The following is a 21,855-nucleotide window of genomic DNA, read 5'->3' as shown; positions in this document are numbered from 1 at the left end:
GGCCCAACGGCTCAATGCGGGCCCGTGGTGCGTGCTGCCCGCGCCCCGCCGGTGGTTCCGTGACGAGCCGGGTGCGAATCCGCGCTGTCCCGCAGCACCGGGCCCGGCGCTGTCCGCAGGACGGGGCCGAGCACCGAGGAGGCAGGCCATCGTGAACCCCACCGTCGGCGCAGCACGAGAGGGGAAGCCGGCGTCAGGTACGGGAGGCCCGGCCCGGCGGACCGGGCCGACGGCGTGGCCCGCCCGTCGGCGCCACCGAGGCGGCCCTCTCCTGAACGTCCCGAGCAGCAAAGGCACGTAGGCATGCACACCACGGTCACCCTGCTGGCGGACGCCCCGGCCCAACTGCTCCCGGCCAGGCAGCTGATGGCTTTCACCTTGGCGTCCCACATCATCCTGGTGCCGTTCGGCGTGGCGCTGCCGCTGATCACCCTGGTGATGCACTACCGCGGCCTCCGTCACCACGACCCCGTGGCGCTGCTCCTCGCCCGACGCTGGTCGGCGGTCATGGCGGTGCAGTTCGCGGTCGGCGTCGTCACCGGCACCGTGCTGTCCTTCGAGTTCGGCCTGCTCTGGCCGGGACTGATGGGCACCTGGGGCGGCGTCTTCGGGATCGGATTCGGGGTCGAGGCATGGGCCTTCTTCCTCGAAGCGGTGCTCATCGCCATCTATCTCTACGGCTGGCGGAGGCTGAAGCCCGGTACCCACTTCCTGCTCGGCCTGCCGCTGCCGGCCGCCGCCCTGCTCGGTGCGTTCGGGATTCTGGCGGCCAACTCGTGGATGAACACGCCCCAAGGATTCACGCTCGATGCCGAGGGCAAGCCCGTGGACGTCCACATCTGGTCGGCGATCTTCACCCCGATGTTCGGCCCCCAGTACTGGCACTTCGTCGTGGCGATGCTGGTCACCGCGGGATACACCGTTGCAGGGGTCTACGCCGTCGGCTGGCTGCGTGGCCGCCGCGACCGCTACCACCGGCTCGGCTTCACCGTTCCCTTCACCCTCGCCGCGGTGTTCACCCCGGTGCAGATGCTGCTCGGTGACTCCATCGCCCGGTCGGTCTTTCACAAGCAACCGGTGAAGTTCGCCGCGACGGAGATGGTCTGGCGGACCGACACCCGCGTACCGGAGTACATTTTCGGCCGTCTGCGCCCCGACGGCAGCATCTCCGGCGGCATCAAGATCCCCCAACTCGACTCGTACCTGGCCGGGTTCACCGCCGATACCAGGGTGACCGGGCTGACCTCCGTCCCGGCGAGCGACCGGCCGACGGCCGCCCAGGCCACCATCACCCACTGGGCCTTCGACCTCATGGTCGTGCTCGGCTCACTGCTGCTCCTTCTCGCCCTCTGGTACGGCTGGTGCCGGCTGCGGCGCCGTCGGCTGCCCCGGTCACCGTGGTTCTTCCGCGGCGCGGCGTGCGCGGGTGTCGCCTCCGTCGTCGCTGTCGAATGCGGGTGGGTCACCGCCGAGGTCGGACGCCAACCCTGGATCGTCTACCGGCACATGCGGATCGCCGAGGCGGTGACGGCGACCCGGTCCACCAGCCTGTGGATCATGCTCGGCCTGGTGATCGTGGTGTATGTGTTCATCTTCGGCTCGCTGCTCGCCGTGCTGCTCAAGATGCGTACCGGCTGGCGGCTCGCCGACGCGCGACCGGCGGCGGGGGAGCGGCACGAGGGACCGGAGACCGGCACGCCCTACGGGCCGCGCTCGCCGGTGCCGGCCGGCGACCCCCGGTCGTCCGGCGATACGGGAGCGGCACCGGCCGAGGACGGCCGGCCATGATCGCCGCTGTGATCGCCGTGGCACTGCTGCTCGCCGTGGCCGCCTATGCCTGTGCCGGCGGCACCGACTACGGAGCCGGATTCTGGGACCTGACCGCCGGGGGCGCCGAGCGCGGCAAGCGCCCCAGATGGCTGATCGACCATGCCATGGCCCCCGTATGGGAGGTCAACAACGTCTGGCTGGTCTTCATCTTCGTCATCATGTGGACCGGGTTCCCGATCCTCTTCCAGACCGTGTTCTCCGCGATGTGGGTGCCGCTGGCCCTGGCCGCCATCGGCCTGGTCCTGCGCGGCGCCGGTTTCGCACTGCGCAAGCCCGTCCGCCGTATCGCGGGGCGACGCCTCTACGGCGCCGTTTTCGCCCTCTCCTCGCTGCTCACCCCGTTCTTCCTCGGCGCGGCCGTCGGCGGAATCGCCTCGGGCCGGGCGGTACCGGGCACGGAGGCGTCGGCTCATGCCTGGGCCAACCCGACCTCCATCCTCTTCGGGCTGATCGCGATCGTCTCGACGGCCTTCCTCGGCGCCGTGTTCCTGGCCGCCGACGCCACCCGCTTCGACGCACCCGACCTGGTCGGCTACTTCCGGCGGCGGGCACTGGGCAGCCTCGTCGCACTCGCCGTACTGGCGGGGATCATGCTGTCCGTCACCCGGAGCGACGCCCCCCACGTCTGGCACGGTCTCACCCACGGCGTCGGCCTCGGCCTCGTCGTCCTGGCGGGAGCCTGCTCCCTCGCCACGGGGTTGCTCCTGCTGCGCCGGTCCGGAGCCTGGTCCCGGCTCACCGCAGTCGGTGTCGTCGCCGCGGCGGTCCTCGCCTGGGGTGCCGCCCAACGCCCCTATCTCATCCCCACATCCCTGACCGTGGCCGAGGGCGCCGGCCCTCCCAGCAGCCTGCGCTGGGTCGGCCTGGTCTCCCTCGTGGCCGCCGTGGTCGTCTGCCCGGCCGTGGCCTTCCTGTACTGGCTGGACACCCACGGCCAACTGGAACCACTCTCCGACGACGACCTGCACCGGACCGAGCCGGGCCGCGATGACCCGCCCGGCCGTGGCCGTACCGACCGGAAGGACCCGGTGCACGGCGGCACGACCGATCCGGGCCCTGACGGGCCGAGGGACCCTCGCTGACGCGCAGTGCGTGGCGGACCGAGCATTTTTTGCCGCATCGGACGGCTCACTAAATGCGTGGTGGTGCACGCAACTTCGGCGGTAGGGTCCGGCCCGGCCCCCGAGCTTCCGTCAGGCTCGGCCGAGCGATTCGGCTGATCATGAGAGGAGCGTGACGTGGAGGGATTCGATCCCAAAACGAGCTTCGGATATGAGGTGTCCCAGCGGTACGACGACGAGCCCCGCGGCGACGAGGCCGAGACCGTCACGTTCCTGGCAAGGCTTGCCGGTCAGCAGAACGCCCTGGAACTCGCCGTGGGCACCGGCCGCATCGCGCTCCCCCTGATGCAGGCGGGCGTACGGGTGGACGGGATCGAGCTGTCGCCGGACATGGTCGACCGGATGCGCGAGAAACCAGGTGGCGAGCAAGTCGACGTGACCATGGGCGACATGTCCCGCGTCACCACCGGCCGCACCTACGGGCTGGCCTACCTGGTCTTCAACACGATCGGCAACCTGCTCAGCCAGGAAGACCAGGTCCGATGCTTCCAGAACGCCGCCGGCCATCTCACCGACGACGGTGTGTTCGTCGTCGAATGCCGCATCCCCACCGCGCCCTCACGCCCCGGTCATCAGTACCTCGACACCGAGCAGGTCGGCCTCGATCACGTCGACCTCGACGCCGGCCGGTACGACCCACTGACCCAGGTCCTCGACCTGAACCACATCCGCATCAGCAGCGGGGGCATCAGACTCTCTCCCATCAGGCTGCGCCTCGCCCACCCGCCCGAGTTCGACCTCATGGCCCGCATCGCCGGCCTCCGGCTGCGCGAACGGTGGGGCGGGTGGAACGGCGAGCCGTACACCGCCGCAAGTTGGCGCCACATCAGCGTCTACGAACGCGCAGCCAGCACTGGGTAACAGCACTGGGTAACAGCGCTGCGTCACAGACACCGGGTGAGACCCACGACGACCCGCTCACCCCCCACCCGACGGCGCATCAGGCAACGGCACTCCCGGGCCGACGACAGCTGATCCGCACAAAACGCCTTGTTGTCAGCAGCGCTCAGAGACATGGCCCGAGGCTCCGACGGGGCGGACATCGCGATCGCGCAGGGAGAGGGAGAGGGTTTTCCCCCAGGCGCGGCAGGCGGCGGTGAAGTCCTTCTTCCGGTATTCGATGACGAAGACCCTGTCGGCGTAGGCGTCCCCGAAGTCGGTGCACTCCTTGTAGCGGGCGCACTCCTCGACCACGGCGAAGTCGAAGCCGATGCGATGGCGCTGTGGCAGCAGGTCGGTGGTGTTCTTCTGGGCGACGGCCAGATGCCGCTGGTGGGCGCGGCGGGTCAGGAGCTGGGCGAAGGCCGCGGCGTGCCGGGAGGTGAGCCTGCCGTCGGAACGCTCGTAGGAATCGAGGTTGTCGGGTTCGACCGCGTCGTAACCGGCCTTGGCGCAGCCGTCGATCCAGGGACCGACGATGTCCATGAGGGCCTGGCGTTTGGCGCCGGTGGAGATGTCGAGCAGGGGCTCGTCCCAGTCCTCGTCGATGACGGGCTCTCCCTGCTCATCCCGCAACAGGAGTTCGGGGTGGCGGTCCTCCCAGATGTCGGCGTCGGGCTGTGCCTGGAAGGCGTTGACGTAGCAGACGTTGTAGAGACCGGGGGCGGGCTCGGCCGTGCGGTCGCGGGAGACGGCCCGAACCCCGGCGGGCGGTGGATAGGCGCCGCCGAGCTGGTAGTCGAAGACGGCGTTCGCGGCCGGCGGCCGTACCGCGGTCGGGGCTGCCGACCCGCCGGGCGGCGCCGGCGTCCCGGAGCCGGCGGACTGTCCGGGGCGAGCGGCGGAGCAAGCCGTGCTGAGCGCCATGACCAGGACGAAGGCGCCGACGGCGAGGGGACGTAAGGAGTGCACGAGCGGAGCCTATGCGCGGTCGGCGCCCGGAGGTGCCGGCGAGGGCGCCCTCGGGAACGCTTCGCTCACACCAGACGGGCGGCGATGCCCTGGGCGCAGGTGTGCAGCGTGTTCAGATGGGTGATCAGTTCGTCCCGGGAGGTGAGGATGACCGTCGCGCCCAGGGATACGGCCAGGGGCGGGCGGCCGGGGGTCTCGCTGCCCGGCACGGCGACCGCGAGGGAGCGCACACCGATCTCGTTCTCCGCGTCGACCGCCGCCCAGCCCTGGGCCCGTACCCGCGACCACGGACCTGTTCGGGGCGAAGGTGGTCGAGCTGGTGCGCCGCTTCGCGGCCGGTGTCCCACTGAGCAACGCGGAGCCGGCCTGACGGGGCGGACGGGGCTGGCCGCAGCCGGCGGCGGGGTCCCTTCGGTCATCGGCCCGGGGCCCGGCGCAGGGGAGGAGAGAGGAACGCCGGAGCGGCGCCGGGGAGGTGCTGAGACGAGTGTGCCTCCCGGCCCGTAGGAGCCGGGAGGCACGTTCGCCGACAGCCGCAATGGTCTGCCCCGTGCCCGAGTGCGCGAGGCAGCCCCCCGATGCGGCCGTTCGGCTCCGCCGTGGTCAGCTCAGTGCTTGACCACGAACGCCTGGCCCTTCTTCGCGTCGGCCGAGCAGGAGCTCTTCTCCGCCGCGGTCATCTCGCGCGTCTTGACGGTCACCGCATTGCTCTTGCCGTCGGTTCCGTTGGGCGCGGGGCCGGTGACCGTGTCCGGCACGAACCAGAAGTAGTGCCCCCACTTCGGGCTGTCGTAGTGCGTCTGCCAGGTCCCGGAGACGGTCTGCATGACCTGCGCACGGGAGATCCAGCCCACCTCGCCGGGCTTGACCGTCATGTTCAGCGAGCTGTTCTCGGTGTGCGAACTCGACCAGGTGTGGCTGTACGTCGCCGTGACACTCAGGTCGATGAGACCGGCGATGTTGCCGCCGGCCGTGACGGAGACGCCCGCGGAGTCCGTGGAGCCCACGGTGTCCGCCCAGCCCATCGACTGCGTGGCGTCCGACGTACTGCAGTTGTAGAGAGAGTTGGAGACCTGGCGGAAGTCCCCGAGATATGCCTCGCCGAGCTTCGGCTCGTTGAAGCTGCACTTCCCTTCACCGGAAGCGCAGTCGGCTATGAGCTGGTCCCGCGTGGGTTGGTCGTCCGCGGCAGCCGGCATGGCCATCGCCGCGACCAGGCCCAGTGACGCCGTGGACAGCGCCAGCAGCCGGCTTCCGTGGCGGATCGTTCTGCTTTTCGTCATCGTGCTGTTGCCTCTCGCCCAGCCTTGTGAAAGCGACGAGTCCGTGTGGCATTCGTCGCTGTTGCGTTTGAGACTGGTGTGAAATCTGTGACAACTACACCAAGAATTAGTAAAGTTGTAGTTGATAGTGAAACAGACCCTTTACAAGGGCCCGAAACGGAGGCAGCATCAGGTCCCGCCGTAGCTCCTGGAGAGCCGGTCGCCGGGCGTTACCCGGCGGCGCGCGCCCCGTTGAGGACGGTGTGTACGGCCCGCGCCGCAAAGTCCTTCTCGAGGGGGAGCTGGCGCAGCGCGACACGCACCCACGCGGCCCCGGCCAGCAGGTCCACCAGCAGCATGCGGTCGGTGTCCGCCGCGATCTCGCCGCGTGCGACGGCCCGGTCGAACACGGGCTGCTCGCGGGCGATCCGGTCGGCGAGGAAGTCCTTCACGTGTGCGGCGAGTTCCGGGCTGTGGGTGACGGCTCCCAGTACGGAGACGGTGATATCGGAGGCCGGTCGCGTGGTGAGCAGGGTCACGATCGTGCGCAGCAGGGCCTCCAGGTCCCCTTCGAGGCTGCCGGTGTCGGGGGCCGTGAGCTCCAGTTGGCGCGCGCCGATGAGTGCGGCGCCCAGGAGGGCTCCCTTGGACGGCCACCAGCGGTAGATCGTGGTCTTGTTGACGCCGGATCGCTGGGCGACCCCCTCGATGGTCAGCCCCTCGTAACCCTTTTCCGCGAGCAGATCCAGTGTGGCGTCGAAGATTTCCTGCGCCTTCCGTGGGCCGCCGCCCTGCCGCGCCTCGCTCCGCTTCTCACTCATGGGGCGAGATTAGCACCAAAAACAACGCAACGTTGCGTTGTGTTTGCTGTAGCGTGCCGGGCATGGAGCCCAATGAAGCCGGTCTGCCCATCGTTTTCGTGCACGGCACGCGTGTGAGCGGTGCGATGTGGCGACCCGTGATCCACACGATCGGAAAGCGCCATCCCGTGGCGGCGCCCGACCTGCCCGGCCACGGGAGCCGGAGAGGCGAGCCGTTCAGCATCCCCGGCGCCGTGGCGGCGGTGACCGCAGCCGTGGACGAACTCGGCGGCCGCGCACTGCTGGTGGGGCTGTCCCTGGGCGGCTATGTCGCCCTTGCCACCGCCGGTGCCCATCCGGACCGCGTCCTCGGCATGGTCGCCATGGGCTGTACGGCGGTCCCGCGCGGGCTGTTCGGTGCCGTCTACCGGGGGGCGGCGCGGCTCGCGGCCGGACATCCTCGACAGGCCGATCGGCTCAGCGCCTTCGCGTTCCGCCGTGCCCTGCCCCGCCCCCAGGCGCACGCCATGGTCTCCGGCGGACTGAGCAGCGAGGTCGCACCGAGCGTCGTCAAGGCGGTTCGTGAGATGGATCCGCGGGCATCGCTCTCCGCGTATCCGGGTCCGGTCTGGCTGGTGAACGGCGAGCGCGACCACTTCCGCCGCGACGAACGCCTCTTCCTCAACGCCTGCCGCGACGGGCGCCTCATCATCCGGCCGGGCTGCGGACACATCACCAGCCTCACTGATACGCCGGACCTCACCCGTCATGTTCTCGATGCCGCCACGGTCGTCACGGCCGGGATGCGCGGCTCGTGGGCGCCGGAGACCGCGCAGTGACCGCCCGGGTATGGAGCGTGGAGGAATCCCTGGAGGTCCCCCTCCCTCCGCAAGCCGTCTACGCGGCCCTCGCGGACATCCGGCGGATGAAGGACTGGAGCCCCGAGGTCATCGGGGTGTGGCCCCGCGGCGACCGCTTCGTGGGAGTCAACCGGAAAGCCTGCTGGATCTGGTTCGCCACCTGCCGGATCGTCATCGCCGACCCCGGCAGGGAGTTCGCCTTCGACAACATCACGTTCGGCCTGCCGGTCGCGCGCTGGGGCTATCGCCTGATCCCGACGGAGCACGGCACGCTGGTCACCGAATACTGGATCGACCTCCGGCGCCGCGGATGGCGTCGCCGGATCGCCGAACTGCTGGGACTGGTCTTCACCGGAACCCCGGCCGCCCGCCGCGCCGCCCGCAATCGCGTCGGCATGCGGGTGACCCTTCGCCGGCTGCGCGCCGCGTGCAGCACGGCCGTCTGAAACGTCGCGGGACCGGAGCTCTGCCTTGCCGCTCACAGCATCCGGTCAGCAGACACGGCATACCTCCACAAAACGCCCATTTCTCTGCGTCCGCCGGCTGCCCGGCAGAGACGTTCCCGGCGCAAAGCACAAGATCCGCCCCCTCTTCCGCTTCCGGTCCACGGCGGGGTACTTCTGTTGTCGGCGTGCGCTGACCACTCATTCACCTGCCCATCCGGACCAGAAGGGACGGACCTGTCATGACCGAGAAGCTGTTACCCGCGGGGGTACCGGAGGAGGAGACCGGCGGAGGCTGGCACGTCGACGCGCGCTGCACCAACTGTGATGTCGCCAGGCAGCTCGCACCTGAGGTGATCCGCGAGAGGAACGGACGCGCGGAAGTGTTCCGGCAGCCGGAAAACGAGGCGCAGAACCGGCAGTTGTATGCCGCCGCGTTCGCCTGCCACACCCGGTCGATCCGGCACCCCGCCCGGCGCCTCACCCCCGACCTCGACCCCTTTCCCCTCGCGCTGGACGACACCGTCCAGCTCTGCGGCCACAACTCCCGCCACACGGCCGGTGCGAACTCCTACCTGCTGCGCCGGCCCGCCGGACACCTGATGATGATCGATACGCCCCGGTGGAGCAGCGGTCTGGCCGACCGCTACGAGGCGCTGGGCCCGGTCACCGACGTCCTGCTCACGCACCGGGACCACGCGGCACACGGCCGCCGCTACGCCGACCGGTTCGGGGCCCGGCTGTGGATCCACGAGGGCGATCTCGACGCCGCTCCGGACGCGGACCGCATCATGCGGGGCACCGACCCGGTCGAGATCGGCGAGGGCGTCACCGCGTATCCGCTCCCCGGCCATACGCGCGGCAGCGTGCTCTACCTCGCCGATACGCGCTACTGCTTCAGCGGCGACAGTTTCTACTGGTCACGCACCACAGGAGATCTGGAGGTAGCCGCCTCCGTCACCTGGTACTCGATCGTGGAACTGGCCGCCTCCCTGGCACGCACCACCCCTCGGCTGCGCTTCGAGTGGGTGCTGCCCGGCCATGGTGACCGCAAGCAGCTCCCCGCAGGGGAGATGACGCGCCGCCTCGGACAGCTGACGGCGCGTACCCGCGAACTCCGGCCGCAGCCCGTCGACTTCACCGAAGTGCGGTGGTGACGGCGCGCCCCCTCCTCAGGCAGCCCGCGTGGCCACCACCAGACGGCACCGCGGGCTGCCGTCGGGGCGCCGGCCGAGCTCCGGCAGGGCGTACAGCTGCACATCGAAGCCCGTACGCATCAGCTCCGCACGCACGTCGGCGAGCCGGAACGTCCGGTAGTACATGACGAAGCTCGGCCGCCACAGTGCATTGCGGACCCGCATCGCCGCGTCGAAAGCCAGCAACGTCCAGTAGCCGGGCGACCCCGGCCGCGGCGGAGCCCCGATCGGGAAGACGAACCGGCCACCGGGCCGCAGAACGGAGTGCACCTGCGCGAACAGCCCCGGCCGCTCCCGGGGCAGAAAATGCCCGAACGCACCGAAGCTCACCGCGAGGTCGAAGACCGGCCCGAAGGGCAGCGCCCGCGCGTCCGCACGCACCCACTCGGTACGCGGCGCGCCCGCGGTCACCCGCTCACCGGCGCGGCCCTCGGCCAGCATGCCCGCGCTGAGATCGATTCCGGTGACCCGCTCCCGGCAGACCTGCCCCAGTACGTCCATGCCCGCCCCGGTCCCGCAGCACAGGTCGAGGCCGCTGTCGAACGGCCCGAGCCTCCGCAGTGCTTGTGCCACGGGCGTCAGCACCGCTTCCGGGGTCCGGAACGGCGTGTGGTCGAATTTCGGCGCGAGCAGGTCATAGCCGCGCTCGACGGAGGACAGCGCCTGCACGGCGAGTTCACGGACGGTGGGACCCTGAGGTGCGAACATTGCCCTCAGCATAGAACCGGTCCGCACCATGCCGCATCGGCCGCGCCGTGTGGTACCGTGCAAACGGAACGCATTTGTGCTTGCCGCAATTTCGGCGCCGGTGCTTAACTTCCCTTGCATTGTTTGCGCATCACTGTCGCGCCCGTCTTTTCTCGACCGGCGATCCAGCACGGACAGTTCCACACCCGCAGTTCAGCGATGCGGCTCCACTTTTCCTTTCCGGCCGCGGGCCTTCTGCCCGCCTGCGGGGCGTGATCTCACCGCCCTTTGCTGCCGGATTCCCCTCCCACAACGGCCCCTGTAGGAAGGTCCCGAGAGGACACCATGACGACTGATACCCACATCGGCACGTCCACCATGAACGTTTCCCGTTCTGCTGCCGTCCCCCTTGAACGGCCTGCTGCGGCAGCCTCGGCGCAATCCGCCGTCTCGGCGGCCGGCGTCCTGGATATCGCGAACGACCGGCAGGAATGCGGGTTTCTTCGCAGGGCGGGCTGCCTTGCCTCGCCCGTCGACGTCCGGGTGCCCGCAGCGCTGATCCGTGGAGCGGGCCTGCGCAAAGGCGATTTCGTCGTAGGGACGTGCAGCCGGCCGCGCTCGCTCGCGCAGCTCGAATCGGTCAATGGACGCCGGCCGGACGCCTTGCGCGGGCGGCCGCATTTCCGTGATCTCACGCCGCTGCACCCGCGGCACCGTATGCGCCTCGAAAGGCCGAACGGCGGCCTGACACCGCGCATCGTCGATCTGGTCGCACCGATCGGCAAGGGACAACGGGGGCTGATCGTGGCCCCGCCGAAGACCGGAAAGACGGTACTGCTGCAACAACTCGCCGCCGCCGTCGCCGAGAACCACCCCGCATCCCACTTGATGGTCGTGCTGATCGACGAACGACCGGAGGAAGTCACCGACATGCGCCGTTCGGTGCGCGGAGAGGTGCTCGCCTCGACCTTCGACCGGCCGGCGAAAGAGCACATCGCCCTCGCCGAACTGGCAGTGGAACGCGCCAAACGACTCGTCGAGCAGGGCCAGGACGTCGTGCTGCTCCTCGACTCCCTCACCCGTCTGTGCCGGGCGCACAACAACGCCGCCACGTCGGGCGGCCGGACGCTGAGCGGAGGTGTGGACGCCGCCGCGCTCCTCGGCCCCAAGCGGCTCTTCGGCGCGGCACGTCTCGCGGAAGAGGGCGGGTCGCTGACCATCCTCGCCACGGCGCTGGTGGAGACCGGTTCCCGGGCCGACGATTACTTCTTCGAGGAATTGAAGAGCACCGGCAATATGGAACTCCGCCTGGACCGCGCACTCGCCGGCAAGCGGCTCTATCCGGCGGTCAATGTCACCGCCTCGGGCACCCGCCGCGAGGAACTATTGCTTCCGGAAGCCGAGTTGACCGCCACGCGCCGACTGCGCCGCGCCCTCCGGACCGGGGACGGGCAGACGGGTCTGGAGTCTCTGCTCGACAAGGTCCGGCGCACGCCCGACAACGCGACGTTTCTGCGGCAGGTGCAGCTCACCGCCCCGGGCGGCTGAACTGCGCCCCGTCAGTAGTAGCCCTTCTGGCCGTCGAGAAGCTCCCGGATGGCCTCCATATGCCCGGCGTGCGGCCCCACGCCCGGCCGGCCGAGAAGGACGACCTCGAACCAGCAGTGTTCGACCCGGGCATCAGCGCTGACGCTATACCGGCCCACGACGCCGCGCACGGCGTTTTCCGGCGTGAAAGCGGCCCCCGGGATTGCACCCGGGGGCCGCATCGGGCGGCGGACGTCGGGAGACGCCGGCCGCCCGAACCACCATGCGCCGAGAGGGCGTCAGTCGCTCAGCAGGGGTCGCCGAAGGCGGGGTTGAGCAGTCCGATGACGCTGATGGTGTTGCCGCAGACATGGACCGGAATATGGATGGGAGCCTGGATGACGTTGCCGGACACGATGCCGGGTGAGTTGACGGCGGCCGACTGGGCGCCGCTGTCGGCGGTGGCCATACCTGCCCCGCCGAGGACGACGGCGCAGGCGCCCGCAGTCGCGAGGGCAGTCTTGATCCGGTGAGCCATCGGTCAGTCTCCTTAACTGGTGGAAGAACTACGGCACATGGCGCTGCGACACCCCCTAGGGCGCGTTGCGCCACGGCTGTGAGCCGCCCGTACAAGGCTGTCGTTCCCCACCGGCTCCCACTCCAGAGACAGCGGACGCGAAGAGCAGACTTTTAGGTGATATGGCTGTCGGTGTTGACTGCCGTGGCCGCTGTATCAAGCAGGCGCCGCCGGCAGGACGTGAGCACCGGTCCTGTCGGTGCTCAGGCACAGGGAGCAGACCACCGCGGCATGACGGTGGCAGGCGGCGAGGTCCGGGCGCTCGAACTCCTGTCGGCAGACATGGCACTCGTACAGGGCCGCACTGGGGTTGCCGTCCGGATCCAGCAGCGGAGCGTCGATCCCGTCGGAGGTGCGCCGCAGATAGAACCGGCCCTTGGTCAGGACGGCCATCAACGGGGTGAGGACGAAGGCGAGGAGAGCTGCCGCGACAGGCGAGTACGGCTGGAGAGCGTCACCCAGGGCGTGGAAGTACATGGCGATCGACAGGCCGGAAGCGGCGGTGAAGGCGACCACTCCCACCGGGTTGACCGCGTAGAGCATCCCGCGGCGGAACTCGGGGGCCTGCGGGGAGATTTTGAGCAGGTACTTGTTGACGATGATGTCGGTGGCGACCGTGACGATCCAGGCGATGGCGCAATTGGAATAGAACCCCAGGATGCTGTTGAGGAAGCTGAACATGTCCGCCTCCATCAGCGTCAGTGCGAACGCCAGATTGGCGAGCACGAACACCATCCGGCCCGGATAGCGCTTGGTGACCCGGGTGAAGGAGTTCGTCCACGCCAGCGAACCGGAGTAGGCATTGGTGACGTTGATCTTGATCTGGCTGATCACGACCAGCACCACGGCCAGCGGGATGACCAGCCAGGACGGCATCATGGCCGTGAAGGCGCCGGTGAACTGCTGGATGGGCTCGGTGGCCGAGGCCGCGCCCGCCTCGGCGAGGATGTAGACGGCCAGGAAGACACCGATGGCCTGCTTGAGTGCGCCGAGTACGACCCATCCGGGGCCCGCCATCACCACGGCCGTCCACCAGGCGCGCCGGTTCTGCGCGGTCCTGGGAGGCATGAAGCGCAGATAGTCGACCTGTTCGCCGATCTGCGCGATCAGCGACAGACACACGCCCGCGCCGAGCAGCACCGAGGCGGCGTTGATCCCCCCGTCGCCCTGGGAGCCTTTGTACGTGAGGAAGGTGTGCACCGTGCCGGGGTCGGTGGCGACCAGGTAGAGCAGCGGTCCCACCATCAGCAGCAGCCAGATCGGGGTCGTCCAGACCTGAAGCTTGCTCAGCGCCTTCATCCCGTAGATGACCAGGGGGATCACCATGCAGGTCGACATCACATAGCCCAGCCACAGGGGCAGCCCGAAGCCCAGCTTCAGGCCCTGCGCCATGATCGAGCCTTCGAGGGCGAAGAAGATGAAGGTGAAGCTGGCGAAGATGACGCTGGTCAGTACCGAGCCGTAGTAGCCGAAGCCCGAACCCCGGGTGATCAGGTCCAGGTCGATGTTGTAGCGCGCCGCGTAGTAGGCGAGGGGGAAGCCGGTGACGAAGATGACCACCGCGGCGAGGAGGATCGCGGCCAGTGCGTTCCCCGTGCCGTGCGTGAGGCCGATGCCCGCACCGATCGAGAAGTCGGCCATGTACGCAATGCCGCCCAGTGCGGTGGTCGCCACGACCATCGGTGTCCAACGGCGGTAGCTGCGCGGGGCGAACCGGAGGGTGTAGTCCTCCAGGGTCTCGTCGGTGGCTTTGCCGACGGGTGCCTCGGTGGGCGGGGGCCGATGGCTGCTGGCGGGGGCTGTCAGTTGTGGCTCGACGCTCATGCCGGACCTCCTGAGGGGGCAGTGGGAATGCGACGCCCGTCCGCGCCCACGGCAGGGGCGGCCGAGTCACGCGCGCGGGCGGGGGGCAAGCGGGAGTGCGGTGATGCGCACGAGGGGGACCGGGCTCGTACGGTGTGGTGCCGGACCACCCGATCGGGTCCTGTGTCCATGGCGGGACATTAGGGAGCCTGTGTTTCCCGCAACGTCTTCCCAGATGAAGCGGACGTTTCCACGGTGGTCCGGGAGTGGGGGCGGAAGGGTGGGGCCTCGCGGCTCGTAGCACGGGGCGTTGCACTGCCCAGCGGGTGCTCGGGCTGTCTCATCCGCCGGGCGGCTCGTGTCTCAGGACGGGTGGCATTTCCTCACGCCCGCTTCTGGAGTCGTGACAGCCGGGCGGCGACCTGCCGGCGAGCGGTCTCCCGGATCTCCTCGAACTCCGGCCGCTGCGACGGGTCAGTTCGGGCCCTTCGAGAAGGGACGGTTCGACCTCACCGTGCGCACAACCGGTCCAATGCCGACCGGCTCTCATCGTCCGCCGCGCGGTAGATCACCAACCGCTGGTCCGGATCTTGAAGTGGCATCAGCACTTCGAAATGCACTGCGATCACACCGACGTCAGGATGCCGCATCACCTTGCGCCCGCGGCCGTTGACCTTGATGTCCCGCTCGGCCCACCATCGCGCGAATTCCTCGTCACGAGTGGTGCATTCGGTGATGAGGTCGGTCAACGCCTGATCCTCCGGATGCGCGGCCCACGCAGCGCGCAGGTGGGCGATCCCCTCCCGCACGACGCGTTCGCGGTCGGCATAGAACTCACGCATCTCCGGATGCATCAGGCACAGCCACATCGCATTGCGCTGCGACGACGGCAGGGTGTCGAAATCCAGGAGCAGCCTCGCCATTTCGCGGTTCCAGGCCAGGATGTCGTAGCGGTGGTTCATCAGCATGGCCGGCAGCGGCGCCAGGTCGGCGACCAGCCCGGCCAGCGGCGGCGCAGCAGTGGTGGCGGGCTTGTCGGCGGTGCGGGGGCGCTGCTGGGCCAGGTTGAAGAGGTAGGCACGCTCGTCGGGGGCCAGGCGCAGCGCCCGGGCCAGCGCCTCCACCACGTTCGCTGACGGCCGCAGCCCGCGGCCCTGTTCCAGCCGCACGATGTAGTCGATGCTGACCCCGGCCAGTTCGGCGACCTCTTCGCGGCGCAATCCCGGCGTCCGCCGGGCCTGCCGACGCGACGGCAGACCGAAATCGTGGGGATCCAGGCGTTCGCGCCGGGCCCGCAGGAACGCGGCCAACTCCTGTGTCGTGTCCACGGTGCGGGGCATCATGTGCGATCCAACAGCCAGGGTAGGACTGGCATTCCCAGGAACTTCTCTCCCTTATCCCCGGCAGGCGGCGGTCCCAGAGTTGTTTTCGACAACAGATCACAAGCACAGGAGGACACGATGTCGCTCACCCTCGACACCTACCGGCTGCTGGGCCGCTCCGGGCTGCGTGTCTCACCGCTGGCCCTGGGCGCGGCGACCTTCGGCACCGATTGGGGCTGGGGCGCCGAGCGGGACGAGGCGCGCAAGCTGTTCGACCTCTACGTCGAGCGCGGCGGCAACTTCATCGACACCGCCAGCACCTACACCCATGGCAGATCCGAGTGCCTGCTGGGCGAATTCACCCGCGACAACCGCGAAAGCCTGGTGCTGGCAACGAAATACGCGACGCTGCGCCGGCCCGGCGATCCGAATTCCGGGGGCCCGCACCGCAAGAGCCTGTTCGCCTCGGTGGACGCCAGTCTGCGACAGCTGAATACGGACTACATCGATCTGCTCTACCTGCACGTGTGGGATTTCACGACGCCGGTCGAGGAGATCCTGCGCGGCATGGACGATCTGGTCCGGCAGGGGAAGGTCTTGTACGTGGCGATGTCCAACGTTCCGGCCTGGCAGGTGTCACGCATGCAGGCGATCGCCGACCTGCGCGGCTGGTCGCCGCTGGTCGCGCTGCAGATCGAATACAACCTGATCGAGCGTACCGGCGAACGTGACCTGATCCCCATGGCACGCGAGGTGGGGTTGGGCGTGGTGCCGTACTCGCCCCTGGCCGGCGGGGTGCTCACCGGCAAGTACAGCCGCGACGACCTGACCGCGACGAACGCCGCGGTCGACGACGGCACCCGTAGGAATTTCAACATCGCCAACGGCGGGCTCACCGAACGCAACTTGGACATCGCCGATGTCGTGAAGGAGGTCGCCACGGAGCTGGGCCGCACCACCGCCCAGGTCGGGCTGGCCTGGACCCTGCAGAAACCGGGTGTGACGGCATCGCTCATCGGCGCCCGCACTCTCGCACAGCTGGAGGACAATCTGGGCGCCCTGGAGGTGGACTTCACGGCCTCCCAACTGGCCCGCCTCGACGCGGCCGGCGTGATCGAGCTCGGCTTCCCGCACGGCATGCTCGCCGGCGACAGGATGCGCGCGGTGACCCACGGCGACCTGAAGGTCGAAACCCGCCGCTGAGACCTGATCGAGAGCCGAGGGCAGCACTACCGTCCACCTCGCCGACGAGGAGGCGGTCCGCGTCGGTGAACTGCGGGGCACCGCAGGTCCGCTGCAGACCGACGCGGTGATGTGACTGTCTTTCACGCACCGTCGCTGCCGCCGACAGCCTCGGCCTCGGCCTCGACGAGGATCGCGCCGGTCGCCTGCCGCGCGAGAGACAGCAAAGGGGTGCCACTCGATCGAGTGGCACCCCTTTGCTGCGATCTCGGAAACGTGTCAGAAATGCCGGGCATCAGCTCTGCCTCCAGGCTTCCGCGCACGGCCGCAGGCCGTCGCGGCTTTTGCCACAGAGCGGGTAGACATGGAGCTGCCGACGGCAGGTGTCGGCCCGGCATCGGGGACCGAAGGCGCGAACACCGGCTGCGCGCCCGGTTCCCGGATGCGGGACGGTCTCCGAACCCCCTACGCACGCGGCAGGAGTCACCCATGACAGCGGACCGCCACGGTCACCTGATGAGCGGAACCGGCGCCGAGGCCCTTACCCACTACGAACAGGCTCTGGACGACCTGCTGTTCTTCCGGCCCCAGGTCGCAGAGACCGCACAGTCCGTACTGGCGGCCTCGCCGCGGTCGGTGATGGGCCAGACGCTGGTCGCTTATCTGGGGGTGCTGGGAACGGAGGAGAAGGATGCGGCCGAGGCCCGGGAGCACTTCGTCTGCTTCCGTTCCGCCCTGGACGCCGACGGGCTGACACCCCGGGAACGTATGCATCTCTCCGCCGCAACGGCATGGCTGGACGGCGACCTCCATGGCGCCGGCCGCATCCTCGGTGACCTCACCATCGCCTTTCCGCGCGATGCGCTGGCGCTCTTCGCAGGGCATCAGCACGACTTCCTCACCGGGGACGCCCAGCGCCTCCGGGACCGCGTCGGCGGAGCACTGCACGCCTGGGACGAGGACGACCCGCACCACGGTCCACTGCTCGGCATGTATGCGTTCGGCCTGGAGGAGTCGGGCCATTACGAACGGGCGGAGGAGGTCGGCCTGGCGGCCCTTGGGCAGCATCCCGGCGACGTATGGGGCATCCACGGCGTGGTGCACACCTACGAGATGCGGGGACGCTTCACGGACGGGATCCGCTTTCTCGACGCCCGTACGGACGACTGGGCCCACGGCAGCCTGCTCACCGTGCACAACTGGTGGCACTACGCCCTCTACACACTGGAGCTGGGAGACGTCGCCGGGGTGCTGGAGATCTATGACTCCGCGCTTCATCACGAGGGTTCGGCGGGGGTGGCGATGGAACTGCTGGACGCCGCGGCCCTGTTGTGGCGGCTGTATCTGGCAGAGGACGAACAGAGCGCACGGTGGGCCAGGCTCGCCGACGCCTGGGAGAGCCGCCAGGACGGCCCGCACTACGCCTTCAACGACGCACATGCGGTCATGGCCTATGTCGGGGCAGGTCGCGTCGCCCAGGCACAGCGCCTGGTCCGGGACCGGGAAGGCTGGGTGGCGGCGGAGCCCGGCGTGTCCAACCACGGAATGACGGCAGAGATCGGGCTGCCCGTATGCCGCGCACTGATCGCCTACGGACAGCAGGACTACGGCCGGGCCGTCGATCTGCTGCTGCCGGTCCGCCACCGCCTGCACAGCTTCGGCGGCAGTCACGCCCAGCGGGACGCGATCCAGCGGACGCTCGTGGAAGCGGCCATCCGCGCGGACCGCGCCGACCTGGCGCGGACGCTGCTCAGCGAGCGTATCCAGCTGCGCCCGGTCTGCCCGTACAACTGGTCGGCCATGTCCCGGCTCGAGGAACGGCACGGCGACCCGGCCCGCGCCGCGGCGGCCCGCGAACGCGCCGCCGCACAGGCGTCGGTGTGAGTGGTCCTGGTGAGCGGTCCTTTCAGTGGCGCCCGGCGGGAAGGTCCGCGTGATCGACGGCCGGTGAGGCGCCGGGCGAGGTGAACTCCGGGTCGGGTTCGAGGAAGCGGATGGCGACGGCGGTGGCGAGGTGCAGGGCGGCGAAGACCCACACGATGCCCTCGACGCCGACCGGGCCCAGGGCAATGGCGACGATGGCCGGGCCCGCGAAGGTGCTCGCTCCGGCGCCCAGGTTGAGGGCGGACATGGCCTGCCCCTTGTGCCGTGGCGCCAGCGCGGGGACCAGGGCCGAGATCGGTACGTAGCCGGCGAGGGCGATGCCGTAGAGCGCGGCGGCCGCCGCCGCCGCGCCGAAGTGCGGGCCCGCCACGACCGGTACGTAGTAGAGCGCCAGACAGGTCACGGCGCAGGCCACGGCACCGAACCAGGTCATCGTGCGCTGCCATCCGAGGCGGTCGCCGACGGCGCCGAAGAACAGGTTGGCGAAGATGTTCGCGGCGAACATCACGCTGAGCAGACGCAGCCAGGCCGAGGTGCTGAAGCCGACCGTCTCGGTGAAGAAGAACGGCAGACAGACCAGGAAACCGAACTGCGAACCGGTGCTGAAGACGCGCACCGCGGCGCCGACCGCCACCCGCGGGCGCCGCCGCATGATCGAGATGCTGCCCGCCAGCGTGGCCAGCGCACGCCCGCCGTCCGGAGCGAGTCCGGTCCGGCCGGTGGGCTCGCGCACCAGCAGCAGGGCGAGCAGGCCGCCGAGTGCCACCAGGCCGAGGGCGATCCAGAGGGTGTCGTAGGAGCCGACCAGCGGGATCGTGGTGCCGGCGACCAGCGAGCCGAGGGTGGGCAGGCCGCCGGTGAAGGCGAACCAGTACCAGCCGACCGCCGTACCCAGCCGATGCGGCGGCGTCGCCGCGGTGACCCACACCAGGAACCCGTAGGCGAACAAGGGGTACCCGAACCCGCGCAGTCCATAGAGGAGCAGCAGCAGCCAATAGTTCATGGCCGGCAGTGCCACGGTCAGCATGAGCACTTGGAAGACGAGCCAGATGGCGAAGCCCGCCGTCATGACCCGCCGCGGCCCCCACAGGTCCGAGAGGGCTCCCGAGAGCCAGGCGCCGACGGCGACCGTGATGCCGTAGACCGCGATGATCACCGCCGCGTCAGCCTTGGCCAGACCATGGTCGGCCAGATACTTCGAGAAGAAGCCGGTCTCCACGCCGTCGCCGGTCATGAACAGCAGGACTCCCACGAAGCCCCAGGTCAGAGCCGGAGGTATGCCCAGACGGGCGGAGCGCGAGCGGCCGGTCGGCGGGGGACCGGTGACCGGTGTGCGCGCCGGTCGGGGGTGAGCGGAGCTGCGCATGGACTCTCCAAAGGGCTGATCTTGAACCGGGTGAGCAAGGGGGAGGGACGCATCCGCACAGACGTCGGCCGGCGGTGAGTCCGCGCAAAGTCTTCTCGCATTTTGTGCGAAGTCAAGACTCCTCTGATAAAAAAAGAAGCGGTACCGTGCTGAAAAACAAGGGGCGCGCACCGGTCCGGAGCCGGATCGCGCCACGCCCCGCCCCATCCCCGCCCCCGAGAGAGCCGTGAGCCCGCCATGACCGTCACATCCGGGATTCCCGCCACCATGCGTGCCGCCGTACTGCACGGACCCGGGCAGCTGAGCATCGAAGAACGCCCCGTGCCCGCCCCCGGCCCGGGGGAGGTCCTGGTCCGTGTCGAGGCGGTCGGGACCTGCGGCTCGGATGTGCACTACTACCGGCACGGGCGCATCGGCGACTTCGTCGTACGGGAGCCGCTCGTGCTGGGGCACGAGGCGGCCGGCACGGTGGTCGCCTGCGGGCCGGGGGCCGACGCGCGCCGGATGGGCCGGCGCGTCTCCATCGAACCCGGCACGCCCTGCGGCAGCTGCGGCGAATGCCGTCCGGGCCGCTACAACCTGTGCCCGGACATGCGCTTCCTCGCCACGCCGCCGGTCGACGGCGCCTTCTGCGAATACCTGGCCGTGCACCAGGACTTCGCCCACGAGGTCCCCGATTCCCTCACCGTCGAGGAGGCCGCGCTGCTGGAACCGCTGTCCGTGGCGGTCTGGGCCTGCCGCAAGGCCCGCGTCGCCCCCGGTGACCGCGTTCTGATCACCGGCGCCGGGCCCATCGGCCTGGTCGCCGCCCAGACCGCACGGGCCTACGGCGCACGGGAGGTGCTGGTCACCGACGTGCTCCCGCACCGCCTCGACCTCGCCCGGGCCACCGGCGCCACCGCCGTCGACGTCTCCCGCACCCCGCTGTCCGCGGCGGACTACACGCCCACCGTCCTGCTGGAGTGCTCCGGCGTTCCCGCGGTGAGCAGCGAGGCGATCCGTACCGTGGGCCGGGCCGGCCGGGTGGTGCTCATCGGCATGGGCGGCGCCGAGGTGCCCCTGCCCGTGAGCCGGGTGCAGAACTACGAGCTGGAAGTCACCGGTACCTTCCGCTACGCCCATACCTGGCCCGCCGCGACGGCCCTGGTGGAGTCGGGAACGGTCCGGCTCGACTCCCTGGTCTCGCACGGTTACGGTCTTGCCGAGGCCGAGAGCGCACTGACCGTCGCCACCCACGACGCGACTGCCGTGAAGGCCGTCATCTACCCGCAGCGGTAGGCGCGCCGCCGCTGTCCGACCGGAAAGGGGCGGCCCCGATGGCTTCCACACGGTCGTCGCTGGCCGAGGTCGACCGGCGACGGCAGGACGTACTGGCGCATGTCGTCGAGCACGGAGAAGTGCGCATCGACGACCTCGCCAGACGCTTCGGGGTCAGCCTCGCGACCATGCACCGCGATCTGGACCAGCTCGCCGAACGCCGGCTGCTGCGCAAGGAACGCGGCCGCGCCGCGCCGTTCCCGTCCCTCACCATGGAGACCGCCACCCGCTTCCGGATCGGCGTGAACCGCGCGGTGAAGGAGGCGCTGTGTGCCGCCGTCGCCGACGAGATCCGCCCCGGCAGCACCGTCGTGCTGGACGACTCGACCACGGTCTTCCCCCTCGCGGCCCTCATCGCGCGGACCGAAGCGGTCACCGTGGTCACCAACTCCCTCGGTGTGGCCCGGCTGTTCGACGAGACACCGGGGGCCGATGTCACCCTCCTCGGCGGCCGCTACCGGGGCGAGTTCGGCTCCTGTGTCGGCCCCGACGTGCTGCGCGCCCTCGGCCGTATCCACGCCGACCTCGCCGTGATGTCGGCGGTGTCCGTCCTCGGCGGCCGGCTCTTCCATCCGATCCGCGACTACGCCGAGATCAAGGAAGCCGTGCTGGACTGCGCCCAGCGGTCGCTGCTGCTGGTGGACCACACCAAGTTCGGCAAGACCGCCACCCACGCCTACAGCGACATCGCCCGCTACGACCGGGTCGTCACCGACCGCGGCGCGCCGGCCGAGGAGCTGGCCGAACTGCGGCGCAGGGGCGTGACCGTCGACGTGGTCGACGCCTGACGGCTCGCCGCGGCGCCGTCCCGCCGGAGTGCGCCGGGC

At 69.7% G+C, this 21,855-nt stretch carries 21 protein-coding genes; 11 read left to right on the top strand and 10 right to left on the bottom strand.

The window, feature by feature from the left end; all coding sequences use genetic code 11:
* The first annotated feature begins 303 nt into the window (after positions 1-303).
* From K7C20_RS01385 to K7C20_RS01375, 3 genes are all read left to right on the top strand, one after another.
* Positions 304-1,788, top strand: coding sequence for a cytochrome ubiquinol oxidase subunit I (locus tag K7C20_RS01385; RefSeq protein ID WP_053209265.1), 1,485 nt, complete (start codon positions 304-306; stop codon positions 1,786-1,788).
* Positions 1,785-2,912: a cytochrome d ubiquinol oxidase subunit II gene (locus K7C20_RS01380; protein WP_078953197.1), complete on the top strand. Its 1,128-nt coding sequence runs from the start codon at positions 1,785-1,787 to the stop codon at positions 2,910-2,912. Before K7C20_RS01385 ends, K7C20_RS01380 begins: the two co-directional genes overlap by 4 nt.
* A 156-nt stretch (positions 2,913-3,068) precedes the next feature.
* Positions 3,069-3,812, top strand: a complete 744-nt coding sequence (locus tag K7C20_RS01375; protein WP_030074998.1) for a class I SAM-dependent DNA methyltransferase — start codon at positions 3,069-3,071, stop codon at positions 3,810-3,812.
* A gap of 135 nt (positions 3,813-3,947) precedes the next feature.
* Here K7C20_RS01375 and K7C20_RS01370 read toward each other — a convergent pair whose 3' ends face one another.
* From K7C20_RS01370 to K7C20_RS01355, 4 genes are all read right to left on the bottom strand, one after another.
* Positions 3,948-4,757: an endo alpha-1,4 polygalactosaminidase gene (locus K7C20_RS01370; RefSeq protein WP_078953201.1), complete on the bottom strand. Its 810-nt coding sequence runs from the start codon at positions 4,755-4,757 to the stop codon at positions 3,948-3,950.
* 110 nt (positions 4,758-4,867) lie between these two features.
* Positions 4,868-5,032, bottom strand: coding sequence for a hypothetical protein (locus tag K7C20_RS39650; RefSeq protein WP_245171179.1), 165 nt, complete (start codon positions 5,030-5,032; stop codon positions 4,868-4,870).
* Between the two features lie 378 nt (positions 5,033-5,410).
* Entirely contained in the window at positions 5,411-6,085 is a 675-nt protein-coding gene (locus K7C20_RS01360) for a hypothetical protein (RefSeq protein ID WP_030075000.1), read from the bottom strand.
* Positions 6,086-6,294: 209 nt separating this feature from the next.
* Entirely contained in the window at positions 6,295-6,885 is a 591-nt protein-coding gene (locus K7C20_RS01355; RefSeq protein WP_048828503.1) for a TetR/AcrR family transcriptional regulator, read from the bottom strand.
* A gap of 62 nt (positions 6,886-6,947) precedes the next feature.
* Between K7C20_RS01355 and K7C20_RS01350 the strand changes: the two genes are divergently transcribed.
* From K7C20_RS01350 to K7C20_RS01340, 3 genes are all read left to right on the top strand, one after another.
* Entirely contained in the window at positions 6,948-7,703 is a 756-nt protein-coding gene (locus tag K7C20_RS01350; protein ID WP_048828504.1) for an alpha/beta fold hydrolase, read from the top strand.
* On the top strand, positions 7,700-8,170 hold the full coding sequence (locus K7C20_RS01345) for an SRPBCC family protein (protein ID WP_048828505.1): 471 nt from the start codon (positions 7,700-7,702) through the stop codon (positions 8,168-8,170). Before K7C20_RS01350 ends, K7C20_RS01345 begins: the two co-directional genes overlap by 4 nt.
* Positions 8,171-8,409: 239 nt before the next feature.
* Positions 8,410-9,324, top strand: a complete 915-nt coding sequence (locus tag K7C20_RS01340) for an MBL fold metallo-hydrolase (protein ID WP_030075004.1) — start codon at positions 8,410-8,412, stop codon at positions 9,322-9,324.
* Between the two features lie 15 nt (positions 9,325-9,339).
* On the opposite strand, the gene K7C20_RS01335 is transcribed toward K7C20_RS01340, so the two are convergent.
* On the bottom strand, positions 9,340-10,071 hold the full coding sequence (locus K7C20_RS01335; protein ID WP_030075005.1) for a class I SAM-dependent methyltransferase: 732 nt from the start codon (positions 10,069-10,071) through the stop codon (positions 9,340-9,342).
* Between the two features lie 357 nt (positions 10,072-10,428).
* Between K7C20_RS01335 and rho the strand changes: the two genes are divergently transcribed.
* Positions 10,429-11,598 (top strand): transcription termination factor Rho, encoded by a 1,170-nt coding sequence (rho, locus tag K7C20_RS01330; RefSeq protein WP_030075006.1) that lies wholly within the window; start codon positions 10,429-10,431, stop codon positions 11,596-11,598.
* An 11-nt stretch (positions 11,599-11,609) separates the two neighbouring features.
* On the opposite strand, the gene K7C20_RS01325 is transcribed toward rho, so the two are convergent.
* The 4 genes from K7C20_RS01325 to K7C20_RS01310 form a co-directional block, all read right to left on the bottom strand.
* Complete coding sequence (locus K7C20_RS01325; protein ID WP_160328716.1) at positions 11,610-11,756, bottom strand: hypothetical protein; 147 nt, start codon at positions 11,754-11,756, stop codon at positions 11,610-11,612.
* 128 nt (positions 11,757-11,884) lie between these two features.
* Positions 11,885-12,115 (bottom strand): chaplin, encoded by a 231-nt coding sequence (locus K7C20_RS01320; protein ID WP_053209263.1) that lies wholly within the window; start codon positions 12,113-12,115, stop codon positions 11,885-11,887.
* Between the two features lie 195 nt (positions 12,116-12,310).
* Entirely contained in the window at positions 12,311-13,978 is a 1,668-nt protein-coding gene (locus tag K7C20_RS01315; RefSeq protein WP_053209262.1) for a purine-cytosine permease family protein, read from the bottom strand.
* Between the two features lie 488 nt (positions 13,979-14,466).
* Positions 14,467-15,285, bottom strand: a complete 819-nt coding sequence (locus K7C20_RS01310) for a helix-turn-helix transcriptional regulator (protein ID WP_245171177.1) — start codon at positions 15,283-15,285, stop codon at positions 14,467-14,469.
* 132 nt (positions 15,286-15,417) lie between these two features.
* Here K7C20_RS01310 and K7C20_RS01305 point away from each other — a divergent pair, with 132 nt between their 5' ends.
* Both K7C20_RS01305 and K7C20_RS01300 read left to right on the top strand, forming a co-directional pair.
* Positions 15,418-16,482, top strand: a complete 1,065-nt coding sequence (locus tag K7C20_RS01305; RefSeq protein ID WP_030075008.1) for an aldo/keto reductase — start codon at positions 15,418-15,420, stop codon at positions 16,480-16,482.
* A 468-nt stretch (positions 16,483-16,950) separates the two neighbouring features.
* Positions 16,951-18,345 (top strand): tetratricopeptide repeat protein, encoded by a 1,395-nt coding sequence (locus K7C20_RS01300; protein WP_053209261.1) that lies wholly within the window; start codon positions 16,951-16,953, stop codon positions 18,343-18,345.
* A 22-nt stretch (positions 18,346-18,367) separates the two neighbouring features.
* Here K7C20_RS01300 and K7C20_RS01295 read toward each other — a convergent pair whose 3' ends face one another.
* Positions 18,368-19,711 carry an MFS transporter gene (locus K7C20_RS01295; RefSeq protein ID WP_078953193.1) on the bottom strand — a complete coding sequence of 448 codons (1,344 nt, stop codon included), beginning with the start codon at positions 19,709-19,711 and terminating at the stop codon, positions 18,368-18,370.
* Between the two features lie 237 nt (positions 19,712-19,948).
* On the opposite strand from K7C20_RS01295, the gene K7C20_RS01290 reads away from it, so the two are divergent.
* Positions 19,949-20,989 carry an NAD(P)-dependent alcohol dehydrogenase gene (locus K7C20_RS01290; protein WP_209443921.1) on the top strand — a complete coding sequence of 347 codons (1,041 nt, stop codon included), beginning with the start codon at positions 19,949-19,951 and terminating at the stop codon, positions 20,987-20,989.
* Positions 20,990-21,027: 38 nt separating this feature from the next.
* Complete coding sequence (locus K7C20_RS01285; protein ID WP_053209260.1) at positions 21,028-21,816, top strand: DeoR/GlpR family DNA-binding transcription regulator; 789 nt, start codon at positions 21,028-21,030, stop codon at positions 21,814-21,816.
* The last annotated feature ends 39 nt before the right edge of the window (positions 21,817-21,855 follow it).

It is taken from the genome of Streptomyces decoyicus (assembly GCF_019880305.1).
Classification (GTDB): domain Bacteria; phylum Actinomycetota; class Actinomycetes; order Streptomycetales; family Streptomycetaceae; genus Streptomyces; species Streptomyces decoyicus.
This window is presented reverse-complemented; position numbering and strand designations above follow the sequence as displayed.

Excerpts from the sequence above, each read along its gene's own strand:
- K7C20_RS01285 (WP_053209260.1), top strand. The coding sequence starts at position 21,028 with ATGGCTTCCACACGGTCGTCGCTGGCCGAGGTCGACCGGCGACGGCAG.
- K7C20_RS01350 (WP_048828504.1), top strand. The coding sequence starts at position 6,948 with ATGGAGCCCAATGAAGCCGGTCTGCCCATCGTTTTCGTGCACGGCACG.
- K7C20_RS01380 (WP_078953197.1), top strand. The coding sequence starts at position 1,785 with ATGATCGCCGCTGTGATCGCCGTGGCACTGCTGCTCGCCGTGGCCGCC.
- K7C20_RS01360 (WP_030075000.1), bottom strand. The coding sequence starts at position 6,085 with ATGACGAAAAGCAGAACGATCCGCCACGGAAGCCGGCTGCTGGCGCTG.
- K7C20_RS01370 (WP_078953201.1), bottom strand. The coding sequence starts at position 4,757 with ATGGCGCTCAGCACGGCTTGCTCCGCCGCTCGCCCCGGACAGTCCGCC.
- K7C20_RS01295 (WP_078953193.1), bottom strand. The coding sequence starts at position 19,711 with ATGCGCAGCTCCGCTCACCCCCGACCGGCGCGCACACCGGTCACCGGT.
- rho (WP_030075006.1), top strand. The coding sequence starts at position 10,429 with ATGAACGTTTCCCGTTCTGCTGCCGTCCCCCTTGAACGGCCTGCTGCG.
- K7C20_RS01290 (WP_209443921.1), top strand. The coding sequence starts at position 19,949 with ATGACCGTCACATCCGGGATTCCCGCCACCATGCGTGCCGCCGTACTG.
- K7C20_RS01340 (WP_030075004.1), top strand. The coding sequence starts at position 8,410 with ATGACCGAGAAGCTGTTACCCGCGGGGGTACCGGAGGAGGAGACCGGC.
- K7C20_RS01320 (WP_053209263.1), bottom strand. The coding sequence starts at position 12,115 with ATGGCTCACCGGATCAAGACTGCCCTCGCGACTGCGGGCGCCTGCGCC.
- K7C20_RS01385 (WP_053209265.1), top strand. The coding sequence starts at position 304 with ATGCACACCACGGTCACCCTGCTGGCGGACGCCCCGGCCCAACTGCTC.
- K7C20_RS01355 (WP_048828503.1), bottom strand. The coding sequence starts at position 6,885 with ATGAGTGAGAAGCGGAGCGAGGCGCGGCAGGGCGGCGGCCCACGGAAG.
- K7C20_RS01315 (WP_053209262.1), bottom strand. The coding sequence starts at position 13,978 with ATGAGCGTCGAGCCACAACTGACAGCCCCCGCCAGCAGCCATCGGCCC.
- K7C20_RS01335 (WP_030075005.1), bottom strand. The coding sequence starts at position 10,071 with ATGTTCGCACCTCAGGGTCCCACCGTCCGTGAACTCGCCGTGCAGGCG.
- K7C20_RS01300 (WP_053209261.1), top strand. The coding sequence starts at position 16,951 with ATGACAGCGGACCGCCACGGTCACCTGATGAGCGGAACCGGCGCCGAG.
- K7C20_RS01305 (WP_030075008.1), top strand. The coding sequence starts at position 15,418 with ATGTCGCTCACCCTCGACACCTACCGGCTGCTGGGCCGCTCCGGGCTG.